The organism is Photobacterium sp. WH24, from assembly GCF_019204055.1.
Lineage (GTDB): Bacteria > Pseudomonadota > Gammaproteobacteria > Enterobacterales > Vibrionaceae > Photobacterium > Photobacterium arenosum.
The window spans coordinates 54,056-75,110 of record NZ_JAGSOZ010000012.1 but is presented as its reverse complement, the minus strand read 5'-3'; the positions used below and the strand labels follow the sequence as shown (position 1 = coordinate 75,110).

Sequence of the window (21,055 nt, the reverse complement as noted above, 5' to 3'; positions counted from 1 at the left end):
AGAGAATAATATTGCGGGAGCCAGCAGGCTCCCGTTTTTATATCTGAATTTCCCTTCTGTTTTTCCTGATATTGCGATTCACTTCTCAATTTGTGTATTCGATTACACGCACATTGTGGTTGTGCGCATGTGGACATATTGCGTTGAAAATTCATAACCTATGTGAATATTGTTTTATATTTGTTCAGTTTTTATTTTTGAGGGGCGCGCATGAGGAAATCGCTTTTTGCTGTTGCGGTGACAACAGCTATTTTATCGGGGTGTGGTGGTTCGGACTCTGGCAATAACGATGACAATGGTAAGGATATCGACGGCAAGGTCACTGTTCAGGTGATCGACGGTTATTTGTCGAATGCACAACTGTGTGTCGACCGAAATCGCAATGCGCACTGTAATACAGGCGAACTGTTAACCGCAAAAACCAATGGCAACGGTCAAATCACCATTTCTGCAAGTGACAGCCAGTACCCGTTGATTGCCAGAGTAATTGCCGGTGAATCTTCAGACAGCGATCATCCAGGTTTTGTCTGGCAGGATGCGGAACTCTATGCGCCTGCCGGTCAGACAATCCTGACCCCTTTTTCGACCCTGGCTTATTTAAACGATCTAAGTCTTGCCGATTATGCGGCCAGTCTGAATCTGGATGCCAGTCTGCTCAATCAGGATTATGTGGCTTTAAAATCGTCGAATCCTGATGCCAAGAAAGTCCATTTGTATGCGCGGACGATGAATGCGATGCTCGGTGCAACCCTGTCTGAAAATGATCTGGAAGGGCAGAAAATCTGGATTCAGAACCTGAAAAACAAAGTTCAGGAGCTGGAAAACAATCACGCTGATTTTGATGCCGTCACTTTAACGCTGGATAAAAAAAGCGGGCAGTTCAGTCGCTCCGACCGTGTGAAAGGTATCCAGCCCTTCCTGGAAGGGCAGAGCGCAATTTTCCTTGATTTCCTGAACGTATCAGAAGCCATTCCTCATCGCTTGGTGTTTCGTGATGGAAAGGTAACTGAAAGCTCGCTGAACTTTATCCGCCCGGATGCGCCTTATGAGGTTTCAGGTACCTCAATGAAAATTGCTGCTGATCTTGATAACGAAATAGAATTTCTTTATGTGACGCCTGATATTGCTCTCGCTTATCTGTATGTCTATGAGTCAAGAAAGTATCTGATTTTCTGGTATAACGAGACAGACTTTTTTGATCAGACAACAGATTTAACGCTAGACGATTTTGTCGGTCAAACTTGGTATTTTCTGCAAGACGCGGCCGGGCCGGGTGCGAAACCTAATGAACCCCATGTACCTGAGCTCAATGAGCTGACCTTTATTTCAGAAACACGAGTGATGATCAATCCGATGAATTCAGCAGCCTATGAAGCGGACTGGAGCTTTACAGCCAACCCGGAAGGCAACCAGACCCTTACGGTTCATTTCGGAAATGAGAATGCAATGATTCTGGGCACTGAAGAATCGAAGGGTGGGGTAACTTTACTCTTTGTAGAAGGCCTTTCGCAATCTGTACTCATGACACAAAACAAAGTGTTAGCGAATGCCTTATACGACAAATGGCAGTGATCACCTGAACCAGTCTCTCAAACCGTGTTTTCGTTTACACACGCTGGAAGCCGTGATTTCATGAGTCGGGTCATGACGATGAAGTGAGAAATAAGGTAAGTTACTCGATAGCTTACTTTTATTTCTCACTTTGCAGTAAGGGCGGTGATATGCAAGATGCTCAAGTCAATTTCAGACCAGCCAGATCGGGCGATGCACATCAGCTGTCACTGCTGTTGGCCCAGCTAGGTTATGACGCCGAGCCGGCGCGCCTCGAGAAGATGATTTATCTTGCGGATTCCGATTCTGAACTGATAACGGTAGCTGAAATAAACGATCAGTTAGTGGCGGTGATGTCGCTGATCTTTTTTGACTATTTTCCTTCGGCTGCGCGGTATGCCCGTATCACTGCTTTGGTGGTTGATGCTCAACACCGAAATAAGGGGATAGGCTCAGAGTTGCTTGAATATGCCAGAATCAACGCGGTGGAGCGTGACTGTGTTTGTATTGAAGTCACCAGTTCAGTGACACGAGAGGACACTCATGCTTTTTATGTGAATGCCGGCTTTCACCATGAGTCGTTTAAATTTGTCCTGCCGATCGGCTAATTGTCGATCGTTAATCTCTTCTGTTAATCAGCCCTTATCTGTTCAGGGTGAGGCTGATTCCTTTTTGTTCGAAACATAAACGTTCTCTAATATTTTCTTTTACCGCGATGTACACTTTATCGCCGCCGTTTTTTATTCATGTTGAGTCGCGGCTTAGTACATACCTTAAATATTCTTTGTTAGCTAAGCACTCTATTAAAATGGCAGCGTAATTCACTGGTATTCATTCATTTTTCGCTTATTGATAGTAATAGAAGCATTTTCTCGACGCGCGTCAAATAAATCACACAAAATAGTTACACAATATTTCAGAATATAAATGCATACTGATCCGACCTGTATTGGTGGTTTTTATTATAACGATATAAGAATGAAGGTGATTGTTGCTCGAACGAAAGGAACTTTTGTTCAAAGTGATCTTTACTTAGTGATAGATATGTTAGCTATTTATGCTCCTGTTTTGACTAAATAGTTGATATTTCAATGATTGGTTCATTATAGATAGTTTACTGTTTATGTTTAAGTTGTGATGCTCAGCCAAACAGACCGTTTTGGCATATTGATGGGCAATATCGTTGCATATAGTTTGTTACACATTGTTTACATGTGTTGAGGTCAGTCGTGAAACGTGCATGGTTATTCATCATTTTGTGGGTTTGTCCACAGATATCCCTTGCTCAGGTTCAGCCGGACGATGAGCGATTACTTCGTGCATTAGAAGAGCAGGGCATTATTTGCAAAGGGCTCTCATACACGGAAAAACAGGAAGCATTGCGAATTTACTTACATCGTAAAGCTACGATGAAAGATAAAAAGCAAAAAGCCAATGACACAACCGGACAACCAGACACTTTGGACGACACCAAAAAAACGTGTATTTCACCAGAATAATAACGCATTAAATAATGTTGTTAACCGCTGAGCACAATGTGCTCAGCCGGGGTTTTGACAGCTTCACGATGGAAATAATAAATAAGGACAGTAAATGAAACATATGAAGAAAACATTGCTGGCTTCAGCAATGTTCACTTTATTTAGTGGTAGTGGCTATGCGCATACACCCGCTGATATGGGCGTTGTTAATGAAGATAAACTCATTGAAATGCTGGTAAGAAATGGTGTTGTTGAAGCGGATGCTTCAGAGGAGCAGAAGCGTCACGCACTGGATAAATATCTGGATAATAAAATACGTTCAGGTTTTAAAGGGGATGCGCAATTTGGTAAACAGGCCTTAGAAAAAAGAGCCAAAGTGCTAAAGGCGATTCAGAAAAATAAAGGCAACCAGCGTGCCAATATTTTTGCACTGGATGTTGGCCAGAAGCGAACAGATAAAGTGCTGGCATTGTTAATTGATTTCCCTGATCTGCCATGGAATGACAATCGCCTGACGAAAGACCATACAGAGATGCTGTATGACAGCTATGAACCGGGCCATTATCAGGATCTGCTGTTTTCAGGGGCCGGATATACCGGACCAAACGGTGAAAACCTGATTTCAATGCGTCAGTTTTACGAGGCGGAGTCCGGGGATTCCTACTCGGTAATGGGACAGGCTGCCGGTTGGTATCGCGCATCGAAAAATGCGGCTTTTTATGGTGGTAATTCACCCACAACGGATAACGATCTGAATGCACAGGAACTGGTGCGTGAAGCCCTGAACCAATTGGCGCAGGATCCGACGATTAACCTGGCCGACTACGATGTAGAAGACCGCTACGATTACGATGGTGACGGTAATTATCGTGAACCTGATGGCGTGATCGATCACCTGATGATATTCCACTCTTCTGTCGGCGAAGAAGCTGGCGGCGGTGTGCTGGGCGCAAACGCAATCTGGTCGCACCGCTTCAACCTTGGCCAGTATCACGTGCTGGCAGGCACCAAGAGTACAGTGCCGGGACGCTTTAACGGCCAGTATGCTGCCTACGATTACACGGTTCAGCCTATTGATGCAGCAGCAGGTGTGTGTGCCCACGAATACGGCCACGATCTTGGACTGCCGGACGAGTACGACACCCAATATACCGGGCAGGGCGAACCTGTTTCTTATTGGTCCATCATGTCCTCGGGCAGCTGGGCCGGTAAGATAGGCGGTACGCAGCCTACTGCGTTCAGCTCCTGGGCGAAGCAATTCTTGCAGCAGTCTATTGGCGGACAGTGGGTTAATGATCAGCAGGTTGCTATCAGCGAGCTGGAAAATGCCCCGCGTGACTTTACCCTGTTCCAGACGACAGACACCAAAAAACCTAACATGGTGAAAGTCTCACTGCCAAATAAACGCATAGAGACACTGAAACCGTTCGAAGGCCAGTACTCGTTCCATTCGGGTAAAGGCGATGATCTGCGTAACAGCATGACTCGCAAACTGACTGTTCCTGCGGGCGCAAAAGCGACACTGAAATTCAAAGCCTGGTATCAGATAGAAAAAGACTACGATTTTGCCCGTGTTCTGGTTAATGGCAAGCCAATCAGCGGCAATGTCACTTCCATGGATGATCCGTATAACACAGGTCTGGCACCAGCGATTGGCGGTGATTCAAATGGCTGGATTGATGCTGAATTTGATTTGGCGGCCTATGCCGGTCAGGAAATTTCGCTGAGCTTTGATTATGTGACAGACGGCGGTCTGGCGATGGATGGTCTGTATCTGGACAATATGGTTCTGGATGTAGATGGCGCTGTTACCGCGATTGACAATGGCGAATCCGGCTCAAGCTTTGCCTTTGCAGGCTACAAGTTGTCTGATGGCTACCACGATGCCGCGCATTATTACCTGCTGCAATGGCGTAGCCATACAGGTGTCGATGAAGGCCTGGCAAATATCAAACGCATGGGCCAGATCATGACCTTTGAGCCTGGTTTGATTGTTTGGTATGTCGATGAGTCGATGACGGACAACTGGGTAGGCAAACACCCCGGTGAAGGCTGGTTAGGCGTTGTTGATGCGGATCAGAATGCGCTGGTTTGGACTGGCTCTGGCCAGGCGGCACAGACGCGGTTCCAGGTACGCGACGCAGCATTCTCATTGCAGGATCAGGCGCCGTTGCGTTTGGTAAACAGCAGCGGGGATGTGCTGGAAGACAGCAGCCTGATTGGTAATGCCTACTTCTCTGATGCGGAAGATTACAGCTCTCCGATGGCCCCGGATTCAGGTCGCAAGCTGACTGAATTTGGCCTGATGATTGATGTTGTCGAGCAAGGCCCGAACAACGAGTTTGGCGTGGTGCGCTTATCTAAAGCTGCGTCGCACAATGAGTTGCCAACCGCGAGTTTTGAGCTGAATGTTGATGGCCTGACGGTATCAGCGAATAACCTGAGTGTAGATCCTGATGGTCAGATTACAGCCTACCAATGGGATTTCGGCAACGGCCAAACCAGCAGTGAAGAAGCGCCAGTCTGGCAATATCAGCAAGCTGGCAGTTATCCGGTCAGCTTAACGGTAACCGATGACAAAGGGGCGACCGATACCTTTAGTTACACAGTCACTGTCGAGACACCGAATGCCTTGCCTGAAGCAAGCGCGAAATATATTCATCTGGGTCGCTGGGTCACTATGTGGTCAACCAGCACAGACAGTGATGGCCGTATCGTGGATACCGAGTGGACGTTGCCGAATGGCAAGGTGAAACGAGGTCGTGTGTTTACTTCGATTTTCCCGAGCTATGGTCAGCATGAAGTCACAATCAAAATTATCGATAATGATGGTGGCATTACGTCAAAAGCGATAACGGTTAATCTGTAACGAAAGTTCTGTTTAGCTCCTGCAGTTTTGAGCGCAGCCAGTCTGGTTGCGCTCTTTTTTTGATCCTGATTTAACGCGGGATCTGAAGCGGAGATTTTCCTGTATGCATCGCGATCAATTGATGCCAGGTCAGAGCAGAGGCAACAAACATTGCCAGACATGTTGCCATGGCTGCCCCTGTCATGCCCAATTCAGGGATGAGCCACAGATTCGCCAGCGTGTCTGTCAGCAGGGTAAGCACGCCGATAATCATGACTTGCCGGCCTTTACCGTTGTATTGCAGCCAGGTTGAGGCGAAAGCACTCATGGCCCAGACACTGTATGCGGCTGTCAGCACATTGAGCGAGAGCGCCGCCTGCGCGAAATCATCGCCAAAGAAGGTTAATAACCATGGCCCAACAGCCAGCACAGCGGCAGTCAGTATAACAGTCACAATAACAATGAGGCGTTGTGCCTGCAGGAACAGGGCTTTGGCGCTGTCAGGGCAGTCATCGAGCGCCGGGCCAATAAGCGGAAGAAATAAACCAGCAATCGTGACCTGGGCCACAGGCAATAAGTGGGCTGTGGTGGCCGCTGCTGCAAAGTGTCCGACATCTTGTTCATCGGCCAGAATTTCCAGCATAAAAAGGTCAATTTGATTTAAAGCCATGGTCACCAACATGGCGAGCATCATAGGAACGGACAGACTTAACAGCCTGCGTTTTTCAAGGACATTTGCGCGATAGTGGTCAGCACTTATCAAGTCCAATTGACGGATTTTATGCCATTGCCAGATCACGATAGCGGCAACGGTGAAGCCTCCGGTCACAATGACATGCCAATACTCCACCTCGCTAATCGCCGACATTAGCAGTAACAAGAGACAGGTTTTAATCGCAGGCAGTGCAATCCGCCAGGGCAGGTTAGAAGCTGCCAGCAATTTTGCCGATTGCAGTACACGGCTAAACAGAGCGCCAATGGCAATCAGGGGGATGACAAATGTGATTATCATCAGCGGGTGATGGCCCAGCACATCCGTTTTTCCCAGATGCAGTACCCCACCTAAGTAAGTGGCCAGTATGACGAAGGCTGAAAACAGCATGGCGATGCCGCCATAGAAAAGAAGAAAAGAGACGATATAGTGGCGGTCTTTATTCTCGATGGCGCCGGACAGCACTCGTGGAGCAACCCGATCACCGCCTAATAAGATGATCATACTGGTTAAAGTAGCAAAGGCATAAGCGACTTTGTAATCGCCGTATTCATGACTGGAAAGTGCCTGACTGAGTGTCAGGTTAAACAGGTAGTCTGCGATGAAGCCAAGACCCAGGCTAAAGAATAAAATTAAGCTGCCTGATTTTAAATAATCTGAGTGAGAATTAACCGGCGATGAACGCATTGATCAGGTATCCGTCAAAATAAAAACACAATGAATTATGCCTGTGTTTGACTATGTAAAGAACCCGACCAGTTCAGTTTCACCTGTCACACTATGCTCAATGATCGCTGCAATGAAGAAATGAAAAAGGGAATAATGTTAATTCATGAGCATAATTGGTGAAATATCAGTAGTGGATGCCCTGTTATTGTGCAAGTCAAAATCATTGTTTATACGCAAAATGTGCAGTCCATGCACAATTAAAGTGCGCTTTGAAAATATCAAAATTATTAATATTTTTATCATCTTTACTTTTGTTGCTTTTGCGGCTTTTTATCCTGCCTTTTTAATCAATGTTCAGATAATAAACCCAAATGAAGTTGAATGAGATCTTGTCGGTGTTTTGGCATGTCAAATGCTATAAGAATGTTAAATAAGGATGCGATAGATTACCTATCGTATGAAAATGCTGAGTTAGTGCGGTTATTTATGCATAACACAGCATAAAGAATGGGATCGTAGTCATATGCAACTGAAACATGTGAGTGCGATTTACAAATATTAAAACAGCACAAATAACCATTCAGGTTAGTCAACACAACAGACAGGAAGTCTTTATGAAAAACAAAAGAAACCTTTTTTCAGCTTCTTTAATTGCTTCATCTCTGATGCTGGCAGGTATTTCTGCAAGCGCTCATGCCGAAATGGCTTCAGGATCTGAAACATTAGATAAAGTAAAACAAGCCGGTGTGCTTAAGTGCGGTGTCAGCACTGGGCTGCCAGGTTTTTCAAATACCGACGCCAAAGGGAACTGGGAAGGTATTGATGTTGAATTCTGTCGTGCCGTTGCATCTGCAGTTCTGAAAGATGCCAGTAAAGTGCAATATATCCCGTTGACGGCCAAAGAGCGTTTTACCGCGCTGCAATCTGGCGAAGTGGATGTGCTGTCCCGTAATACAACATGGACACTGCAACGTGACACGGCCCTGGGGCTGAATTTTGTCGGCGTGAACTATTACGACGGCCAAGGCTTTATGGTCAGTAAAGAGTTAGGAGTGAAGTCTGCGAAAGAGCTGGATGGTGCGTCAGTCTGTATTCAGTCTGGTACCACAACAGAGCTGAATCTGGCCGATTACTTCCGCACTAACGACATGAGCTTTAAGCCCGTCGTTTTTGATACGTCCGATCAGACGGTAAAAGGATTCGAAGCAGGGCGTTGTGATGTGCTGACCTCAGATCAGTCTCAGCTGTATTCACTGCGTATCAAACTGGCCAACCCATCGTCAGCGGTTGTGTTGCCTGAAGTCATTTCAAAGGAACCGTTAGGTCCGGTTGTACGTCAGGGTGATGACAAGTGGTTCAACATCGTGAAGTGGACACTGAGCGTGATGGTGAATGCCGAAGAGTACGGTATTAATCAGAGCAATGTTGATGCCAAACTGAAATCGACCGATCCAAACGTACGCCGTATTTTAGGTCTGGATGGCCCTAAAGGTGCCGGCCTGAGTCTTGCTGACGATTGGTCTTATCAGGTTATCAAGCAAGTGGGTAACTATGGCGACAGCTTTGAGCGAAATGTTGGTGCCGGCTCACCACTGAAAATTGCCCGTGGTCTTAATGCCCTTTGGAAAGACGGCGGGATCATGTACGCGCCACCTGTCCGTTAATTACCGGTTATTATTCAATACGTGGCGGGGATATTTCCCCGCCTGATTGGAACAGCTTTTCATTAACGATGAAAAGATGAGAATCCATTTGCTTAACAGGGTAGTTGTATGGCACTGAGTGAAGTTGAATTCGATGCTGTCACCGAAAAAGACAAAAAGAATGGAACGACGGGCGAAAAAAACGCCGCCGTTTCTGAAACACCTTCCTTGAACCTCCGTTCTTTAATTTATCATCCGGGTGCTCGTGCCGTTTTTTTTCAGTCATTGCTTATTCTGGCCATCGGTGTGTTCTTATATACCGTTGTCAGCAATGCACTGGATAATTTAGCGCAAAGGGGAATCGCAACCGGTTTTAATTTTTTGGATCAAACCGCTGGTTTCGGTATTGGCATGTCGCTCATTGAATATGACGAGACCTATAGCTACGGCCGGACTTTTATTGTTGGATTACTGAATACAGCATTGGTCGGTATTCTTGGCATAGTGCTGGCAACAACGCTGGGTTTCGTTATTGGCATTGCCCGCTTATCAAAAAACTGGTTGTTAAGCCGCCTGGCTGCTGTGTATATCGAAGTGTTCCGAAATGTGCCGCTATTGCTGCAAATTCTTTTCTGGTATTTCGTTGTTCTGCGTGCCTTACCTTCGCCAAGACAATCATTGTCATTGGGTGAAGCCGCGTTCCTGAATGTGCGTGGCCTGTATGTGCCAGCACCTGTTTATGAGCAAGGCGCCTGGATGGTACTCGCTGTTGTCGTAATCAGTGTGATTGCGGGTGTCGCTGTTCATATCCGGGCCAGCCGGCATCAGAAGGCCACGGGGGAGCAGCGTCCGACCTGGCGCTATTCCCTTGGCATGCTGCTGGTCTTGCCTGTGCTGACGTATTTTGTGTCGGGTCAGCCTGTGTCACTGGAATATCCCGAGCTGAAAGGTTTTAACTTTCGTGGCGGTATTTCTGTTATGCCTGAGCTGTTTGCTTTACTGGTTGCATTGAGTATTTATACCGCTTCTTTTATTGCTGAAATTGTTCGTTCGGGGATTATGGCTGTCAGTCATGGACAGACGGAAGCCGCGCATTCGCTGGGGCTGAAAAGTTCGCATACGCTCAGGTTGATTGTTATCCCGCAGGCATTGCGTGTCATTGTGCCGCCTCTGACCAGCCAGTACCTGAATCTGGTTAAAAACTCTTCGCTTGCCATGGCGATAGGCTACCCGGATCTGGTGTCTGTGTTTGCCGGTACGACCCTGAATCAGACAGGGCAGGCCATTGAAATTATTGCGATGACAATGGCAGTGTATCTTGCGCTGAGTTTACTGACGTCACTTTTGATGAATATGTATAACCGCAAGATTGCGTTGGTGGAAAGGTAGTAAGAGGTAGCATGATGAAAACATTTGATTTTACGCCTTCAGAAGCACCGCCGGCAAAGTTAACGGGTGTGGGCGGCTGGTTACGCAAAAACCTGTTTGCCGGTCCGGTCAATACAGTGGTCACACTGGGGCTGCTCTGGCTGGTTGTTACCTGGGCTGAACAGGTTCTCCAGTGGGCCGTACTGGATGCGGATTTTATTGGCTCAACCCGTGATGCCTGTACCCGGGAAGGCGCGTGCTGGGTATTTATTCAGGCACGGTTCGAACAGTTCATGTTTGGTTTTTATCCGGAATCGGAGATCTGGCGACCTGTGGTGTTTTTTGCAGCCACAGCAGGGTTAATCCTGTGGTTGCTGGTGGATCGTATCCCCTATAAAAAATGGGCGTTACTGATCACCCTGATCCCGTTTCCTGTTTTGTCAGCCATGCTGTTACACGGCGGTACATTCGGCCTGGAAACTGTCGAGACGCACCAGTGGGGCGGGCTGATGGTCACTCTGATTATCGCGCTGACAGGCATACTCGCTTCTCTGCCTTTTGGTGTATTGCTGGCGCTCGGGCGACGCTCAGACATGCCGGTTATCCGCAGCATAAGTACTGTGTATATCGAGTTCTGGCGTGGCGTGCCATTAATTACCGTCCTTTTCATGGCGTCTGTCATGCTGCCCTTGTTCCTCTCTGGCGGCACGGAAATCGACAAATTACTGCGTGCGCTGATTGGTGTGGTGCTCTTTAACTCGGCCTACATGGCCGAAGCGATAAGGGGCGGTTTACAGTCTATTTCTAAAGGGCAGTACGAAGCGGCGGAAGCGCTGGGTTTGGGCTACTGGAAAATGATGCGTTTAGTTATTCTGCCCCAGGCGCTGAAAGTCAGTATTCCGTCGATCGTCAATACCTTTATTGCCTTGCTCAAAGATACCAGCCTGGTGCTGATTATCGGTATGTTTGATGTACTGGGCATCGCTCAGTCGGCGAACAGTGATCCGGCCTGGCTCGGCTTCTCAACAGAAAGTTATTTATTTGCGGCCTTCATTTTCTGGGTGATGTGCTTTGGAATGTCACGTTATAGCCTTTATCTGGAAAACAAACTCCATACCGGGCATTGATCAATTACAAGGAAGTTAGGATGTCTATGATTGAAAAAGTGAACCAGAGTTCGGACAAAGAACCTGTCATCCGTCTGAAAGATGTCAACAAGTGGTATGGTGAGTTCCATGTGTTGAAAAACATTAACCTGGAAGTGGAACAGGGCGAAAAAATTGTGATCTGCGGGCCTTCCGGCTCGGGTAAATCGACCATGATTCGCTGTATCAACCATTTGGAAGAACACCAGCGCGGCGACATCGTTGTCGCCGGGACAGAGCTGAAGGACGATCTGAAAAATATCGAGCTGGTACGTCGCGAAGTCGGTATGTGTTTTCAGCACTTTAACTTGTTTCCCCATCTGAGTGTGCTGGAAAACTGTACGCTGGCGCAGACGTGGGTGAAGAAAAAGTCGCAGCAAGAAGCTGAAGCCCTGGCAATGAAGTACCTGGAGCGGGTACGGATTGCCGAGCAGGCACATAAGTTTCCGGGCCAGCTGTCCGGTGGTCAGCAGCAGCGTGTGGCGATTGCCCGCTCATTGTGTATGGAGCCGCAAATCATGCTGTTCGATGAGCCGACGTCAGCCCTTGATCCGGAAATGGTTCGCGAGGTATTGGATGTGATGGTTGAGCTGGCAGAAGACGGCATGACCATGCTCTGTGTGACGCATGAAATGGGTTTTGCCCGCGAAGTGGCGGATCGTGTGATCTTCATGGATGCAGGTGAAATTATTGAGCAGAATGCCCCGGAGGCGTTCTTCAGTAACCCGCAGTTTGACCGCACGCAAAACTTCCTGCAGCAGATTATTCACTGATTTTCCATCCCTGAAGCGGCTTTTAGGTGACGGAAAGAACGATTGTCATGGCGCCTTTTCAGGCGCCATTTTTTGTCAGCTAAAGAGGGCGTAGCGCACTGGCGGATAACCCGTTAAATCGTCGCCGTCGACTCAATCAAAATTGCGTCGTGGCGCCAGTATTCTAAATCGCAGTCAATCAGGTTGCCGCTCTGGTCGTAGTTTACCCGTTCGACAAACATGGCGGGTGTGCCGGATGTTGCCCTGAGATGATGGGCGGTTTCCGCCATCAGGGATGTAGAGCGAACCCGGAACCGGGTTTTGGAATAAATCACGCCGTATTGCTCACGGTACGTAGTCGTGAGCGAGTCGATAATATTGTGCTCGAACAAATCAGGGAAATGGGAGGGTGAGATAAAATTTGTGACCACCACGACCGGACGATTATCAAGAAATCGCAGTCGGTCGATGCGGTACACTTCGGTCAGTGGTTTGACATTCAGCAGCGAGGCGGCGCGCCGGCTGGCAGGCACACGCTTGGCGGAGAGCAGCTCAGAACGCGCTTCGCGACCTTGTGCTTTGGCCATGGCCGGAAAATCCGTGGTGTACGTCGGATCGTACAAAAGCGGTACCGGTGAGACAAACCAGCCGCGGCGATCTTCCCGATACAGCTTACCTTCGGCTTCGAGCAAGGCCAGCGACTCACGCAGAGTGACGCGTGTGGTGTTGAAAGACTCCGCCAGCTTACGTTCAGCAGGCAGTTTGTGCCCGCCTGCCAGAAGCCCGGCATCAATCTGTTCGTTGATGGCTTCCATGATTCTTAAATATTGCACGTTAATCCTTCCCGTTGCCGACCAGGGTTCAATTGGTTAGCTATTATAAAGTCTGTTTTCACAGAGTCATCAGCGGTTACGCCAGGCTTGGGTGTATTTATCACTCAGACAGTTTGCACCAAGATGCATGAGTTTCACTGCAGCCGCAGTCAGCAGGATCATAACCGCCATCGCGGCGGCAGGACCGGTTTGACCGGCATCGTCCATATTCAGGACAGACACGGATGCAGGCATGGTGTCTGAGGCATACAGAAAAACAATGGCCGATGTGGTGGTCATCGCATTCACAAACAGGTAGGTCGCAATCTCTAAAATGGCTGGGGTACACACAGGGATAGTGACTTTCAGGAACGTCTTGAACTGAGGAATGTTGAGCGATGCAGAGATCGCTTCGATTTCGCCCGGCAACTGTTTCAGCGCTGTCACTGCGGTCATATGGCCGACTGTGTAGTAGTGAGTAATGGTATTGACCACCAGTATGGTCAGTGTGCCGTAAATCCAGGACAGCGGATTGTCGCTGTGGTTGAAGAAAAAGATGTAGCCCAGCCCTAATACCATACCCGGTACAGCCATCGGCAGAATCGCCAGCATTTGCAGCAGGTTACGCAGTGGGGCGAAACTTTGCCCTTTTTCAATGCAGTAGGCGCAGGTAAAAATCACCAGTGTCCCTGCCAGTGCGACCATTCCAGCCAGTTTCAGTGAACTGAAATACGGTGCCCAGCCGTAGGTACTGAATTCAGTAAAGTTATAGTTGTTCAGACTCAATGCCGTGTTCCATGGCCAGAATGTGACCAGAGAGCCGTACACCGCCATGGCAATGACACTCAGAATCGCCAGTGAGATCAGCGAGCAGAACAGCAAACATGCGCCGTCACGGAGGCGGTTAGGCTCTGGCTGGTAAGCTACTGAACGGGCATCGAACAGGTTCTGCTGTTTTTTCTGTACCCAGCGATCGCCGGCAAAGGCCAGCAAAGCGGGCAGTAACAGCATGACAGACGTTACTGCACCCATGGCGAAGTTTTGCTGCCCGACCACTTGTTTGAAAATGTCTGTTGCCAACACATTGTATTGACCGCCAATGACTTTAGGGACACCAAAGTCGCAGACAACCAGGGTAAATACTACGATCAAGGCGCTGATCAGGCCGTATTTCGCCCCCGGCAAAGTAACCAGAAAGAAAGTGCGCACACTGGATGTATTGAGCGCTTTAGCAGCTTCGTAGAGCCTGGCATCGGATGTCTTCAGCGATGTACTGATGATCATCAAAGCATGAGGGAAGGTCCATAACACCAGGCCAATCGCAATGCCAATGGGGCCGTAAATACTGTGGCCGAACAGCATCTCTTTGGCGATGCCCTGATTACCGAACAGATAGATCAGACTGATGGCAGGTAACAGTGATGGCGCCAGAATGGGGGCAGAACCGATGACGGTAAAGACGCCTTTGAATGGCATACAGCTGCGGGTTAAGGCAAAGGCAAAACCAAAAGCCAGCAGGCCAACAATGACAGTGACAACCACACCGATTACCACGGTATTTTGCAATGACTGCCACAGGGCAGGTGAAGCAAAATAGGTGGCAAAATTGGCCAGGCCGACAAAGTCGCCCTCAGCGTTCTGTACACTTTTTTGCAGCATAGCAAGCAGTGGCGCGACGATAAAAGCCGCCATCAGTGCGCTAAATATCACTAAGAGCACGGCCAGAGTGACGTTGTCACGACTAAAGTGATGGCGCAGACGAGTGATGGATTGTAAAAGACCGGATTTTGACGTAGGAAGCGGTCGGGTCAGTTGAGTCATGGTGACGTCCTGCTTATCGGCTTTGGCGGTAGATATGGGTATGCTTATCGGCAATGTGCAACTGCAGATAATGGCCACGGCTCAGGCCAAGGTTACGTGTCTCCCGGATAGGGACATCCACCTTGATCGTCGGCAGCTGATGCGCGCCCTGGAGCTGGCAGTCGGCACGCATGAAAGTGCCCTGAAATTCCAGTTCGTCTATCCGTACCAGCACGCTGCTGTCACTCTTCTCACCGGCGGGCAGAAAATGCAGATCTTCCGGTCTGAGACCTAACTCGACCTGCTCGCCGCGCTGGAATTGAGCGGCCGGAAGCGGCAGCAGGCTTTCACCGATTCGCATTTGCTGCTCGCTCACCACAGAGGCCGGTAAGAAATTCATCTGACCGACAAACTCAGCGACAAAACGGGAACTCGGGTTCTGATAGATTTCCTGTGGGGTGCCGACCTGTTCGATACAGCCGTGATTCATGACCACGATACGGTCGGCCATCGCGAGCGCTTCTTCCTGATCGTGCGTCACCATAATGGTCGTAATACCCAGCTTGCGTTGTAAGCGGCGGATCTCTTCGCGTAAATGAGAACGCACTTTTGCATCAAGGGCCGAAAGCGGTTCATCAAGCAGTAACAATCCTGGTGATAATGATAAGGCACGGGCCAGTGCTACCCGTTGCTGTTGTCCGCCGGATAACTGGCTTGGGTATTTATTACCGGCGGTCGGCAGGGCAATGGTTTCCAGCCACTGGCTGACGATACTGTCTGTTTCTGCCACAGATTTCCCCTGATTGCGTAATCCGAGGCTCAGGTTTTCATAGACAGTCAGATTCGGAAACAGAGCGTAAGACTGAAAAACAATACCAAAGTCCCGTTTTTCCGGCGGCAGATAGGTGATGTCACGTCCTGCCTGTTCAATCGTGCCTGAGCTGGCCAGATCCAGTCCGGCTATGGCACGCAGCAAGGTGGTTTTTCCGCAGCCTGAAGGGCCAAGAAAACAGATAAATTCGCCTTTGTTGATATCCAGTGAAATGTTGTTCAGCGCAGTAAACTGACCAAACTGTTTACCGACTTGTGAGATTTTCAGGTAAGTTTCCATAGCAAAGTCATTTCTCTATTTGGTATATACCAAATTTAGACCTAATGAGTGACACTTCGATGACAGAAGCTTGACGATAAGAAGACAGCCGAGTCGGTTCTGCCCGATAAATGAAAAAGGCAACCCGTGCGGTTGCCTTGATATAGAATTGGGTGCGGTTAAGAGCGTGGTTCAGATTTCGCGTCGAATTTATCCGACCAGGTTTTCAGCACATCTTCACGGCTGACCGCCATTTTAGAAAAGTCCATTTTCACCATCGCCTGCTGAACATTCGGGTAGTTTTTCACGGGTTTGTTCACGTCTTTATGACCGACAACCGGGTAGAACTCGTTATACAGCTGGTTGGCATCTTTAGATAAAGACCAGTCAACCAGACGCTTTGCGGCATCAGACTGGGTGTTGACCAGGCCAACGGCTTCCGCTTCCCAGCCTACGCCACCTTCAGGCAGGATGATGTCGATAGGGGCCCCCTGAGATTTCAGTTTGGCACCACGAATTGCCATCGAAATACCAATCGCGACTTCACCCATACCGGCCTGAACGCAAGGCTTGGAACCTGAGTGAGTGTAATGAGCAATGTTCTGATCCAGGCTGGTCATATAATCCCAGCCTTTTTGCTCACCCATGGTTTGCAGCCAGGCAGAGACCTGCATATAACCTGTGCCGGATGAGGCTGGGTTTGGCATGGCAATATGGCCTTTGTACTCAGGTTTGAGCAGGTCATCCCAGGTTGCCGGCTTGCTCAGTCCCAGTTGCTCGGCCACTTTTTCATTGAAACAGACCGCATTAAAGAAAGCATCGTTACCAAACCAGGCCGGGTTGGCTTGCGGGTCGATAAGATTGCTGTGGATTTTGCTCAGCTCCTTTGGCTGATAAGGTTTCAGTACACCTTCTTCTTTCAGCAGTGCCATAGAAGAACCGGCCAGACCCCATACAACATCTGCACGTGGGTTACCTTTTTCGGCCAGCAGCTTGGCCGTCATGATGCCGGTGGAATCCCGTACCCATTTGATCTTGATGTCCGGGTTTGCTTTTTCAAATCCGGTTTTGAATTTCGCCAGCATGTCCGTTTCGAACGCTGTGTATACCGTCAGTTCCTGTGAAGCGAAAGCGTGGGTGCTGCTCAGTGCCATCATTGCCGTCAGTGGTGCAACAAGCCATGTCTTTTTCATATGTCCTTCCTAAAAAAGTAAATGTGGTATGTACCAGATTGGTTCGACACGGAAGATGCTAGGTGCCATTTATGACAGTTCGATGATTGCCAGATGTCAGTTTCATGAGGACTGTGTGATCGTGATTCAGCGCAAATTTGTGTTGAAAATCGGCGAACATTGCCATTATTAAACTTTTATGAAGACTGGCTCTGGCGCATTTACAGCATCGGTTCACCATCGCTATAGTGATTTCGTAATCTGGTATAGTCCAAAGAGATCAACAAATGGCAAACTCCGACAATCAATATCTACTGCTTACTCCTGGCCCGCTGACGACAACACAGACTGTGCGAGAAGCTATGCTGAAAGACTGGTGCACCTGGGATGATGACTACAATGTGGGCGTGGTTCAGCACATTCGCCAGCAGCTGGTCGCTCTGGCCACCGCGCACGACGGCTACACCAGCGTGCTTATGCAGGGCAGCGGTACCGCCTCTGTGGAAGCCACTTTAGGCTCTGTGATTCCCCCAGAGGGTAAGTTGCTGGTGATCAACAATGGTGCTTACGGTGCCCGTATTGCACAGATTGCCAATTGCCTGAATATCCCGCACCTGAACTGGTCTTTAGGTGAAATGACCCAGCCTGACGTTAACGAACTGGAACGTTTGCTGGCTGCCGATCCCGCCATCACTCATGTGGCTATGGTGCACTGTGAAACAACCACAGGCATGCTGAATCCGTTGCCAGCGGTGTGCGAAACAGTAAAAACGGCCGGCAAAGTGATGATCCTGGATGCCATGTCGAGTTTCGGCGGCATCCCTATGGATATTGGGGAACTGGGCATCGATTTTCTGATCAGCTCAGCGAACAAGTGTATTCAGGGAGTTCCAGGATTTGGTTTTGTGATTGCGCGCCGTTCATTACTGGAAACATGCCACGGACGTGCGCGTTCAGTGTCGCTGGACCTGTATGATCAGTGGCAGTGTATGGAAAACAACCATGGCAAATGGCGGTTTACATCTCCGACTCATACAGTGCGGGCGTTTGCTCAGGCGCTGACGGAACTGGAACAGGAAGGGGGCATTGAAGCGCGCTTTCAGCGGTACCGCACCAATCAGCAAACTCTGGTGGCAGGTATGTCACGGCTGGGTTTTGAAAGCCTGCTCGATACAGCACTGCACTCACCCATTATTACGTCTTTTCATTCTCCGCAATCATCGCTATATGACTTTAAGCGCTTCTATGACTGCCTGAAAAGCAAAGGATTCGTGATATACCCGGGCAAAGTCTCTGATGCAGACTGCTTCCGTATTGGCAACATAGGTGATGTTCATCCGAGTGACATTCAGCGCCTGCTGGAGGCCATTAACGTGTCTGTGTTCTGGGCCAGTGAAACGGAAACGGCCGGAGAGCAGGCATGACGTCCCGCCAGACTGACCTCAGCCAGCGTGCGCTGGCTTGTGAGGGAGATACCAATACATCGTCTGCGCGTGTCCGGTGGATAGAGAGTCTCTCTGACAGGCAAACCCAAACCCTGCTGGAGGAAGACAGTCAGTATTTTTTACATCAGGCCATGTCGACACCTTGTCTGGATGCCCTGGAAAGTGCTGAGGGGATCTATCTGACCGATGTGGCCGGCAAACGGTATATGGATTTTCATGGCAATAATGTCCATCAGCTGGGCTACGGCCACCCGGAAGTATTGGCTGCTATCCAGACCCAGTTAGCCAAACTGCCTTTCGCCCCCCGGCGCTTCACGCACCAGACAGCCGTCGACTGCGCCCGCGAACTGACCCGCATTGCCGGCGGTGAGCTGAACCGTGTGCTGTTCGCGCCGGGAGGCACATCCGTGGTGGGCATGGCACTGAAGCTGGCTCGCTATATCACAGGCAATCCCAAAGTGGTTTCACTCTGGGATGCGTTTCACGGTGCATCGCTGGATGCGATCTCTGTGGGGGGTGAAGCCTGCTTTCGCGAAGGCATGGGGCCGCTCATGGCCGGGGTTGAACGTATCCCGCCGCCCGTTCGCTATCGGGGCGCTTTCCCGCGTGACGATGGCTCAGATGTGCATTACGCCGATTATCTGGAATACGTGATTGAAAAAGAGGGCGGGATCGGAGCATTCATCGCAGAAGGGGTGCGTAATACCGATGTTCAGGTGCCCAGCCGAGCCTATTGGCAGCGCGTCCGGGAGATTTGTGATCGCCACAATGTGCTGCTGATTATCGATGACATCCCCAACGGTATGGGCCGGAGCGGCCACTGGTTCACGCATCAGGCATTCGGCATTGAACCGGATATCCTCTGTATCGGCAAAGGGCTGGGCGGCGGTGTTGTGCCAATGGCAGCTATGCTGACCAAAGACAAGTACAACTCGGCGACCCAGATTTCGCTGGGTCATTATACCCACGAGAAGAGCCCGATAGGCTGCGCGGCAGCGTTAGCCACCATCCGGGTAATCGAACAGCAGCAGTTACTGCAGAAGGTTCGCCGCGATGCGGTCTACATGGCAGAGAGGCTGGAGGCCATGAAGGCACGCTTGCCGATCATAGGCGATATTCGCGGTATTGGTCTGCTGTGGGGCATTGAGCTGGTTGAAGACAGGGAAACAAAAGTGCGGGCCTATAACGCGGCAGAGCAGGTGATGTACCACTGTCTGGAGCGCGGGCTGAGCTTTAAAGTTTCTCAGGGGAATGTATTACAACTCAGCCCGCCTTTGATTATTGCCAGAGAAGAGCTGGCGCTGGCCTTGGACTGGCTGGAAGACGCCATTGAATCTGTGTGTAAGCGTGTTAATTAACCATTGAGTCAGAGCCTGAAGCGACGGGCCAAGAAATGAACGAGAAACTGAAGATGAATACACAAGTAGAAGCGGTAATTTTTGACTGGGCGGGAACGGTTGTAGACTTCGGATCCTTCGCGCCAACCACCATTTTTGTTGAAGCATTCAAACGTGAATACGATTTTGACATTTCACTAGCAGAAGCCCGCGTACCTATGGGGCTAGGGAAGTGGGATCATATCAAGGCGGTGGGTGAATTACCTGATGTTGCCGCCCGCTGGGAAAGCCGGTTTGGGAGAGCAATGACCAGAGAAGACATTGACACAATCTACCAAACGTTTATGCCGTTACAGGTGGCAAAAGTTGCAGAGCATGCCGACTTGATTCCGGGTACCATAGAGGTCGTTGCCCGGCTTCGTGAGCAGGGTATCAAGCTGGGCTCATGTTCGGGCTACCCCAGAATTGTGATGAACGAATTGCTGCCAGCGGCTGCTGAAAAAGGGTTCGCGCCGGATTATGTGGTCGCCACCGATGATCTTGCCGCGGGCGGTCGTCCTGGTCCGTTCATGGCGCTGCAAAATGTGATTGCACTTGGTGTAAGTAACGTGGCCGCTTGCGTCAAAATTGATGACTCAGTACCGGGCATTGAAGAAGGTCATAATGCAGGTATGTGGACTGTCGCACTTTTACTGTCGGGTAATGAAGCTGGATTGACTGAACAAGAATACTTGTCCGCATCTGAGCATGAACTGGCCGTTGCGAGAGAAAAAGCACGGAAAGCCTTTAATGGTTGTAATGCACATTATCAAATAGATACAGTTGCTGACTTGCCTGATGTTATTGTTGATATTAATCGCAGATTGGCGGAAGGCGAGCGTCCTTAAATCTGTTTCTCATCATTAATTAGTCAAGAAGCCAGGTTATTTTGCCATTATTTTTATAATATTGAGCAGAACACTCTGGCTTTATTCGTGTCGTTGCACTTAATTCGTTTGTTGAATTTATGCCTGAATATGAGGCAGATTGGTGCAAGTGCCCGATTTTATTACACATCTCAACTCTCCTCTTATCGTCTCTCATTAGTGTATTATTCCTAACTTTATCTTAAGCATCTGTATTTATTGAATTATTTTACATTCTGACAAAAGGCTGGTTCACGTATTGCCAGTGTTGGCTTAGTAATTGCTTTATTTGAATCATGAACCAATATGGATTAAGTGGAGTATT

16 protein-coding genes are annotated in these 21,055 nt (G+C 49.1%); 11 read left to right on the top strand and 5 right to left on the bottom strand.

Features of this window, described 5'->3' with window-relative positions; translation table 11 throughout:
• Positions 1-210: 210 nt before the first annotated feature.
• The 4 genes from KCG43_RS15035 to KCG43_RS15020 all read left to right on the top strand — a co-directional run bounded on the left by KCG43_RS15035 (position 211) and on the right by KCG43_RS15020 (position 5,901).
• Positions 211-1,572 carry a hypothetical protein gene (locus KCG43_RS15035; RefSeq protein WP_218385910.1) on the top strand — a complete coding sequence of 454 codons (1,362 nt, stop codon included), beginning with the start codon at positions 211-213 and terminating at the stop codon, positions 1,570-1,572.
• Positions 1,573-1,721: 149 nt separating this feature from the next.
• A complete protein-coding gene (locus KCG43_RS15030; RefSeq protein ID WP_218385908.1) occupies positions 1,722-2,159 on the top strand; it encodes a GNAT family N-acetyltransferase in 438 nt (145 codons plus the stop codon).
• A 621-nt stretch (positions 2,160-2,780) separates the two neighbouring features.
• On the top strand, positions 2,781-3,050 hold the full coding sequence (locus tag KCG43_RS15025) for a hypothetical protein (protein ID WP_218385906.1): 270 nt from the start codon (positions 2,781-2,783) through the stop codon (positions 3,048-3,050).
• 94 nt (positions 3,051-3,144) lie between these two features.
• Positions 3,145-5,901: an immune inhibitor A domain-containing protein gene (locus KCG43_RS15020; protein ID WP_218385904.1), complete on the top strand. Its 2,757-nt coding sequence runs from the start codon at positions 3,145-3,147 to the stop codon at positions 5,899-5,901.
• Between the two features lie 70 nt (positions 5,902-5,971).
• Here KCG43_RS15020 and KCG43_RS15015 read toward each other — a convergent pair whose 3' ends face one another.
• On the bottom strand, positions 5,972-7,279 hold the full coding sequence (locus tag KCG43_RS15015; RefSeq protein ID WP_218385902.1) for an oligosaccharide flippase family protein: 1,308 nt from the start codon (positions 7,277-7,279) through the stop codon (positions 5,972-5,974).
• A 596-nt stretch (positions 7,280-7,875) separates the two neighbouring features.
• Here KCG43_RS15015 and KCG43_RS15010 point away from each other — a divergent pair.
• The 4 genes from KCG43_RS15010 (at position 7,876) to KCG43_RS14995 (ending at position 12,190) form a co-directional block, all read left to right on the top strand.
• Entirely contained in the window at positions 7,876-8,925 is a 1,050-nt protein-coding gene (locus KCG43_RS15010; RefSeq protein ID WP_192016671.1) for an amino acid ABC transporter substrate-binding protein, read from the top strand.
• Between the two features lie 108 nt (positions 8,926-9,033).
• Entirely contained in the window at positions 9,034-10,293 is a 1,260-nt protein-coding gene (locus tag KCG43_RS15005) for an amino acid ABC transporter permease (protein WP_218385899.1), read from the top strand.
• Between the two features lie 14 nt (positions 10,294-10,307).
• Positions 10,308-11,399 (top strand): amino acid ABC transporter permease, encoded by a 1,092-nt coding sequence (locus tag KCG43_RS15000; protein WP_218386013.1) that lies wholly within the window; start codon positions 10,308-10,310, stop codon positions 11,397-11,399.
• A gap of 26 nt (positions 11,400-11,425) precedes the next feature.
• Positions 11,426-12,190, top strand: a complete 765-nt coding sequence (locus KCG43_RS14995; protein WP_218386011.1) for an amino acid ABC transporter ATP-binding protein — start codon at positions 11,426-11,428, stop codon at positions 12,188-12,190.
• Between the two features lie 113 nt (positions 12,191-12,303).
• Here KCG43_RS14995 and phnR read toward each other — a convergent pair whose 3' ends face one another.
• From phnR to KCG43_RS14975, 4 genes are all read right to left on the bottom strand, one after another.
• A complete protein-coding gene (gene phnR / locus KCG43_RS14990; RefSeq protein ID WP_192016669.1) occupies positions 12,304-13,002 on the bottom strand; it encodes a phosphonate utilization transcriptional regulator PhnR in 699 nt (232 codons plus the stop codon).
• A 69-nt stretch (positions 13,003-13,071) separates the two neighbouring features.
• The gene (locus KCG43_RS14985; protein WP_218385897.1) at positions 13,072-14,802 is read right to left on the bottom strand and encodes a putative 2-aminoethylphosphonate ABC transporter permease subunit; all 1,731 of its coding nucleotides are present in this window, start codon (positions 14,800-14,802) and stop codon (positions 13,072-13,074) included.
• Between the two features lie 13 nt (positions 14,803-14,815).
• The gene (locus KCG43_RS14980; protein WP_218385896.1) at positions 14,816-15,892 is read right to left on the bottom strand and encodes a putative 2-aminoethylphosphonate ABC transporter ATP-binding protein; all 1,077 of its coding nucleotides are present in this window, start codon (positions 15,890-15,892) and stop codon (positions 14,816-14,818) included.
• Between the two features lie 158 nt (positions 15,893-16,050).
• A complete protein-coding gene (locus tag KCG43_RS14975; protein ID WP_192016666.1) occupies positions 16,051-17,064 on the bottom strand; it encodes a putative 2-aminoethylphosphonate ABC transporter substrate-binding protein in 1,014 nt (337 codons plus the stop codon).
• Positions 17,065-17,330: 266 nt separating this feature from the next.
• Between KCG43_RS14975 and phnW the strand changes: the two genes are divergently transcribed.
• Genes phnW through phnX form a run of 3 tightly spaced genes read left to right on the top strand, consistent with a single transcriptional unit; the run spans position 17,331 to position 20,712 of the window.
• On the top strand, positions 17,331-18,467 hold the full coding sequence (phnW, locus tag KCG43_RS14970) for a 2-aminoethylphosphonate--pyruvate transaminase (RefSeq protein WP_218385895.1): 1,137 nt from the start codon (positions 17,331-17,333) through the stop codon (positions 18,465-18,467).
• Positions 18,464-19,846 carry an aspartate aminotransferase family protein gene (locus KCG43_RS14965; RefSeq protein ID WP_218385894.1) on the top strand — a complete coding sequence of 461 codons (1,383 nt, stop codon included), beginning with the start codon at positions 18,464-18,466 and terminating at the stop codon, positions 19,844-19,846. The genes phnW and KCG43_RS14965 overlap by 4 nt, the downstream gene beginning before the upstream one ends.
• A gap of 53 nt (positions 19,847-19,899) precedes the next feature.
• A complete protein-coding gene (gene phnX / locus KCG43_RS14960; RefSeq protein ID WP_218386007.1) occupies positions 19,900-20,712 on the top strand; it encodes a phosphonoacetaldehyde hydrolase in 813 nt (270 codons plus the stop codon).
• The last annotated feature ends 343 nt before the right edge of the window (positions 20,713-21,055 follow it).

Bases quoted from the DNA above. Each gene is read 5' to 3' on its own strand.
- KCG43_RS15005 (WP_218385899.1), top strand. From the start codon at position 9,034: ATGGCACTGAGTGAAGTTGAATTCGATGCTGTCACCGAAAAAGACAAA.
- phnW (WP_218385895.1), top strand. From the start codon at position 17,331: ATGGCAAACTCCGACAATCAATATCTACTGCTTACTCCTGGCCCGCTG.
- phnX (WP_218386007.1), top strand. From the start codon at position 19,900: ATGAATACACAAGTAGAAGCGGTAATTTTTGACTGGGCGGGAACGGTT.
- KCG43_RS14995 (WP_218386011.1), top strand. From the start codon at position 11,426: ATGATTGAAAAAGTGAACCAGAGTTCGGACAAAGAACCTGTCATCCGT.
- KCG43_RS15035 (WP_218385910.1), top strand. From the start codon at position 211: ATGAGGAAATCGCTTTTTGCTGTTGCGGTGACAACAGCTATTTTATCG.
- KCG43_RS14985 (WP_218385897.1), bottom strand. From the start codon at position 14,802: ATGACTCAACTGACCCGACCGCTTCCTACGTCAAAATCCGGTCTTTTA.
- KCG43_RS15010 (WP_192016671.1), top strand. From the start codon at position 7,876: ATGAAAAACAAAAGAAACCTTTTTTCAGCTTCTTTAATTGCTTCATCT.
- KCG43_RS14975 (WP_192016666.1), bottom strand. From the start codon at position 17,064: ATGAAAAAGACATGGCTTGTTGCACCACTGACGGCAATGATGGCACTG.
- KCG43_RS15015 (WP_218385902.1), bottom strand. From the start codon at position 7,279: ATGCGTTCATCGCCGGTTAATTCTCACTCAGATTATTTAAAATCAGGC.
- KCG43_RS14980 (WP_218385896.1), bottom strand. From the start codon at position 15,892: ATGGAAACTTACCTGAAAATCTCACAAGTCGGTAAACAGTTTGGTCAG.
- KCG43_RS14965 (WP_218385894.1), top strand. From the start codon at position 18,464: ATGACGTCCCGCCAGACTGACCTCAGCCAGCGTGCGCTGGCTTGTGAG.
- KCG43_RS15000 (WP_218386013.1), top strand. From the start codon at position 10,308: ATGAAAACATTTGATTTTACGCCTTCAGAAGCACCGCCGGCAAAGTTA.
- KCG43_RS15030 (WP_218385908.1), top strand. From the start codon at position 1,722: ATGCAAGATGCTCAAGTCAATTTCAGACCAGCCAGATCGGGCGATGCA.
- KCG43_RS15020 (WP_218385904.1), top strand. From the start codon at position 3,145: ATGAAACATATGAAGAAAACATTGCTGGCTTCAGCAATGTTCACTTTA.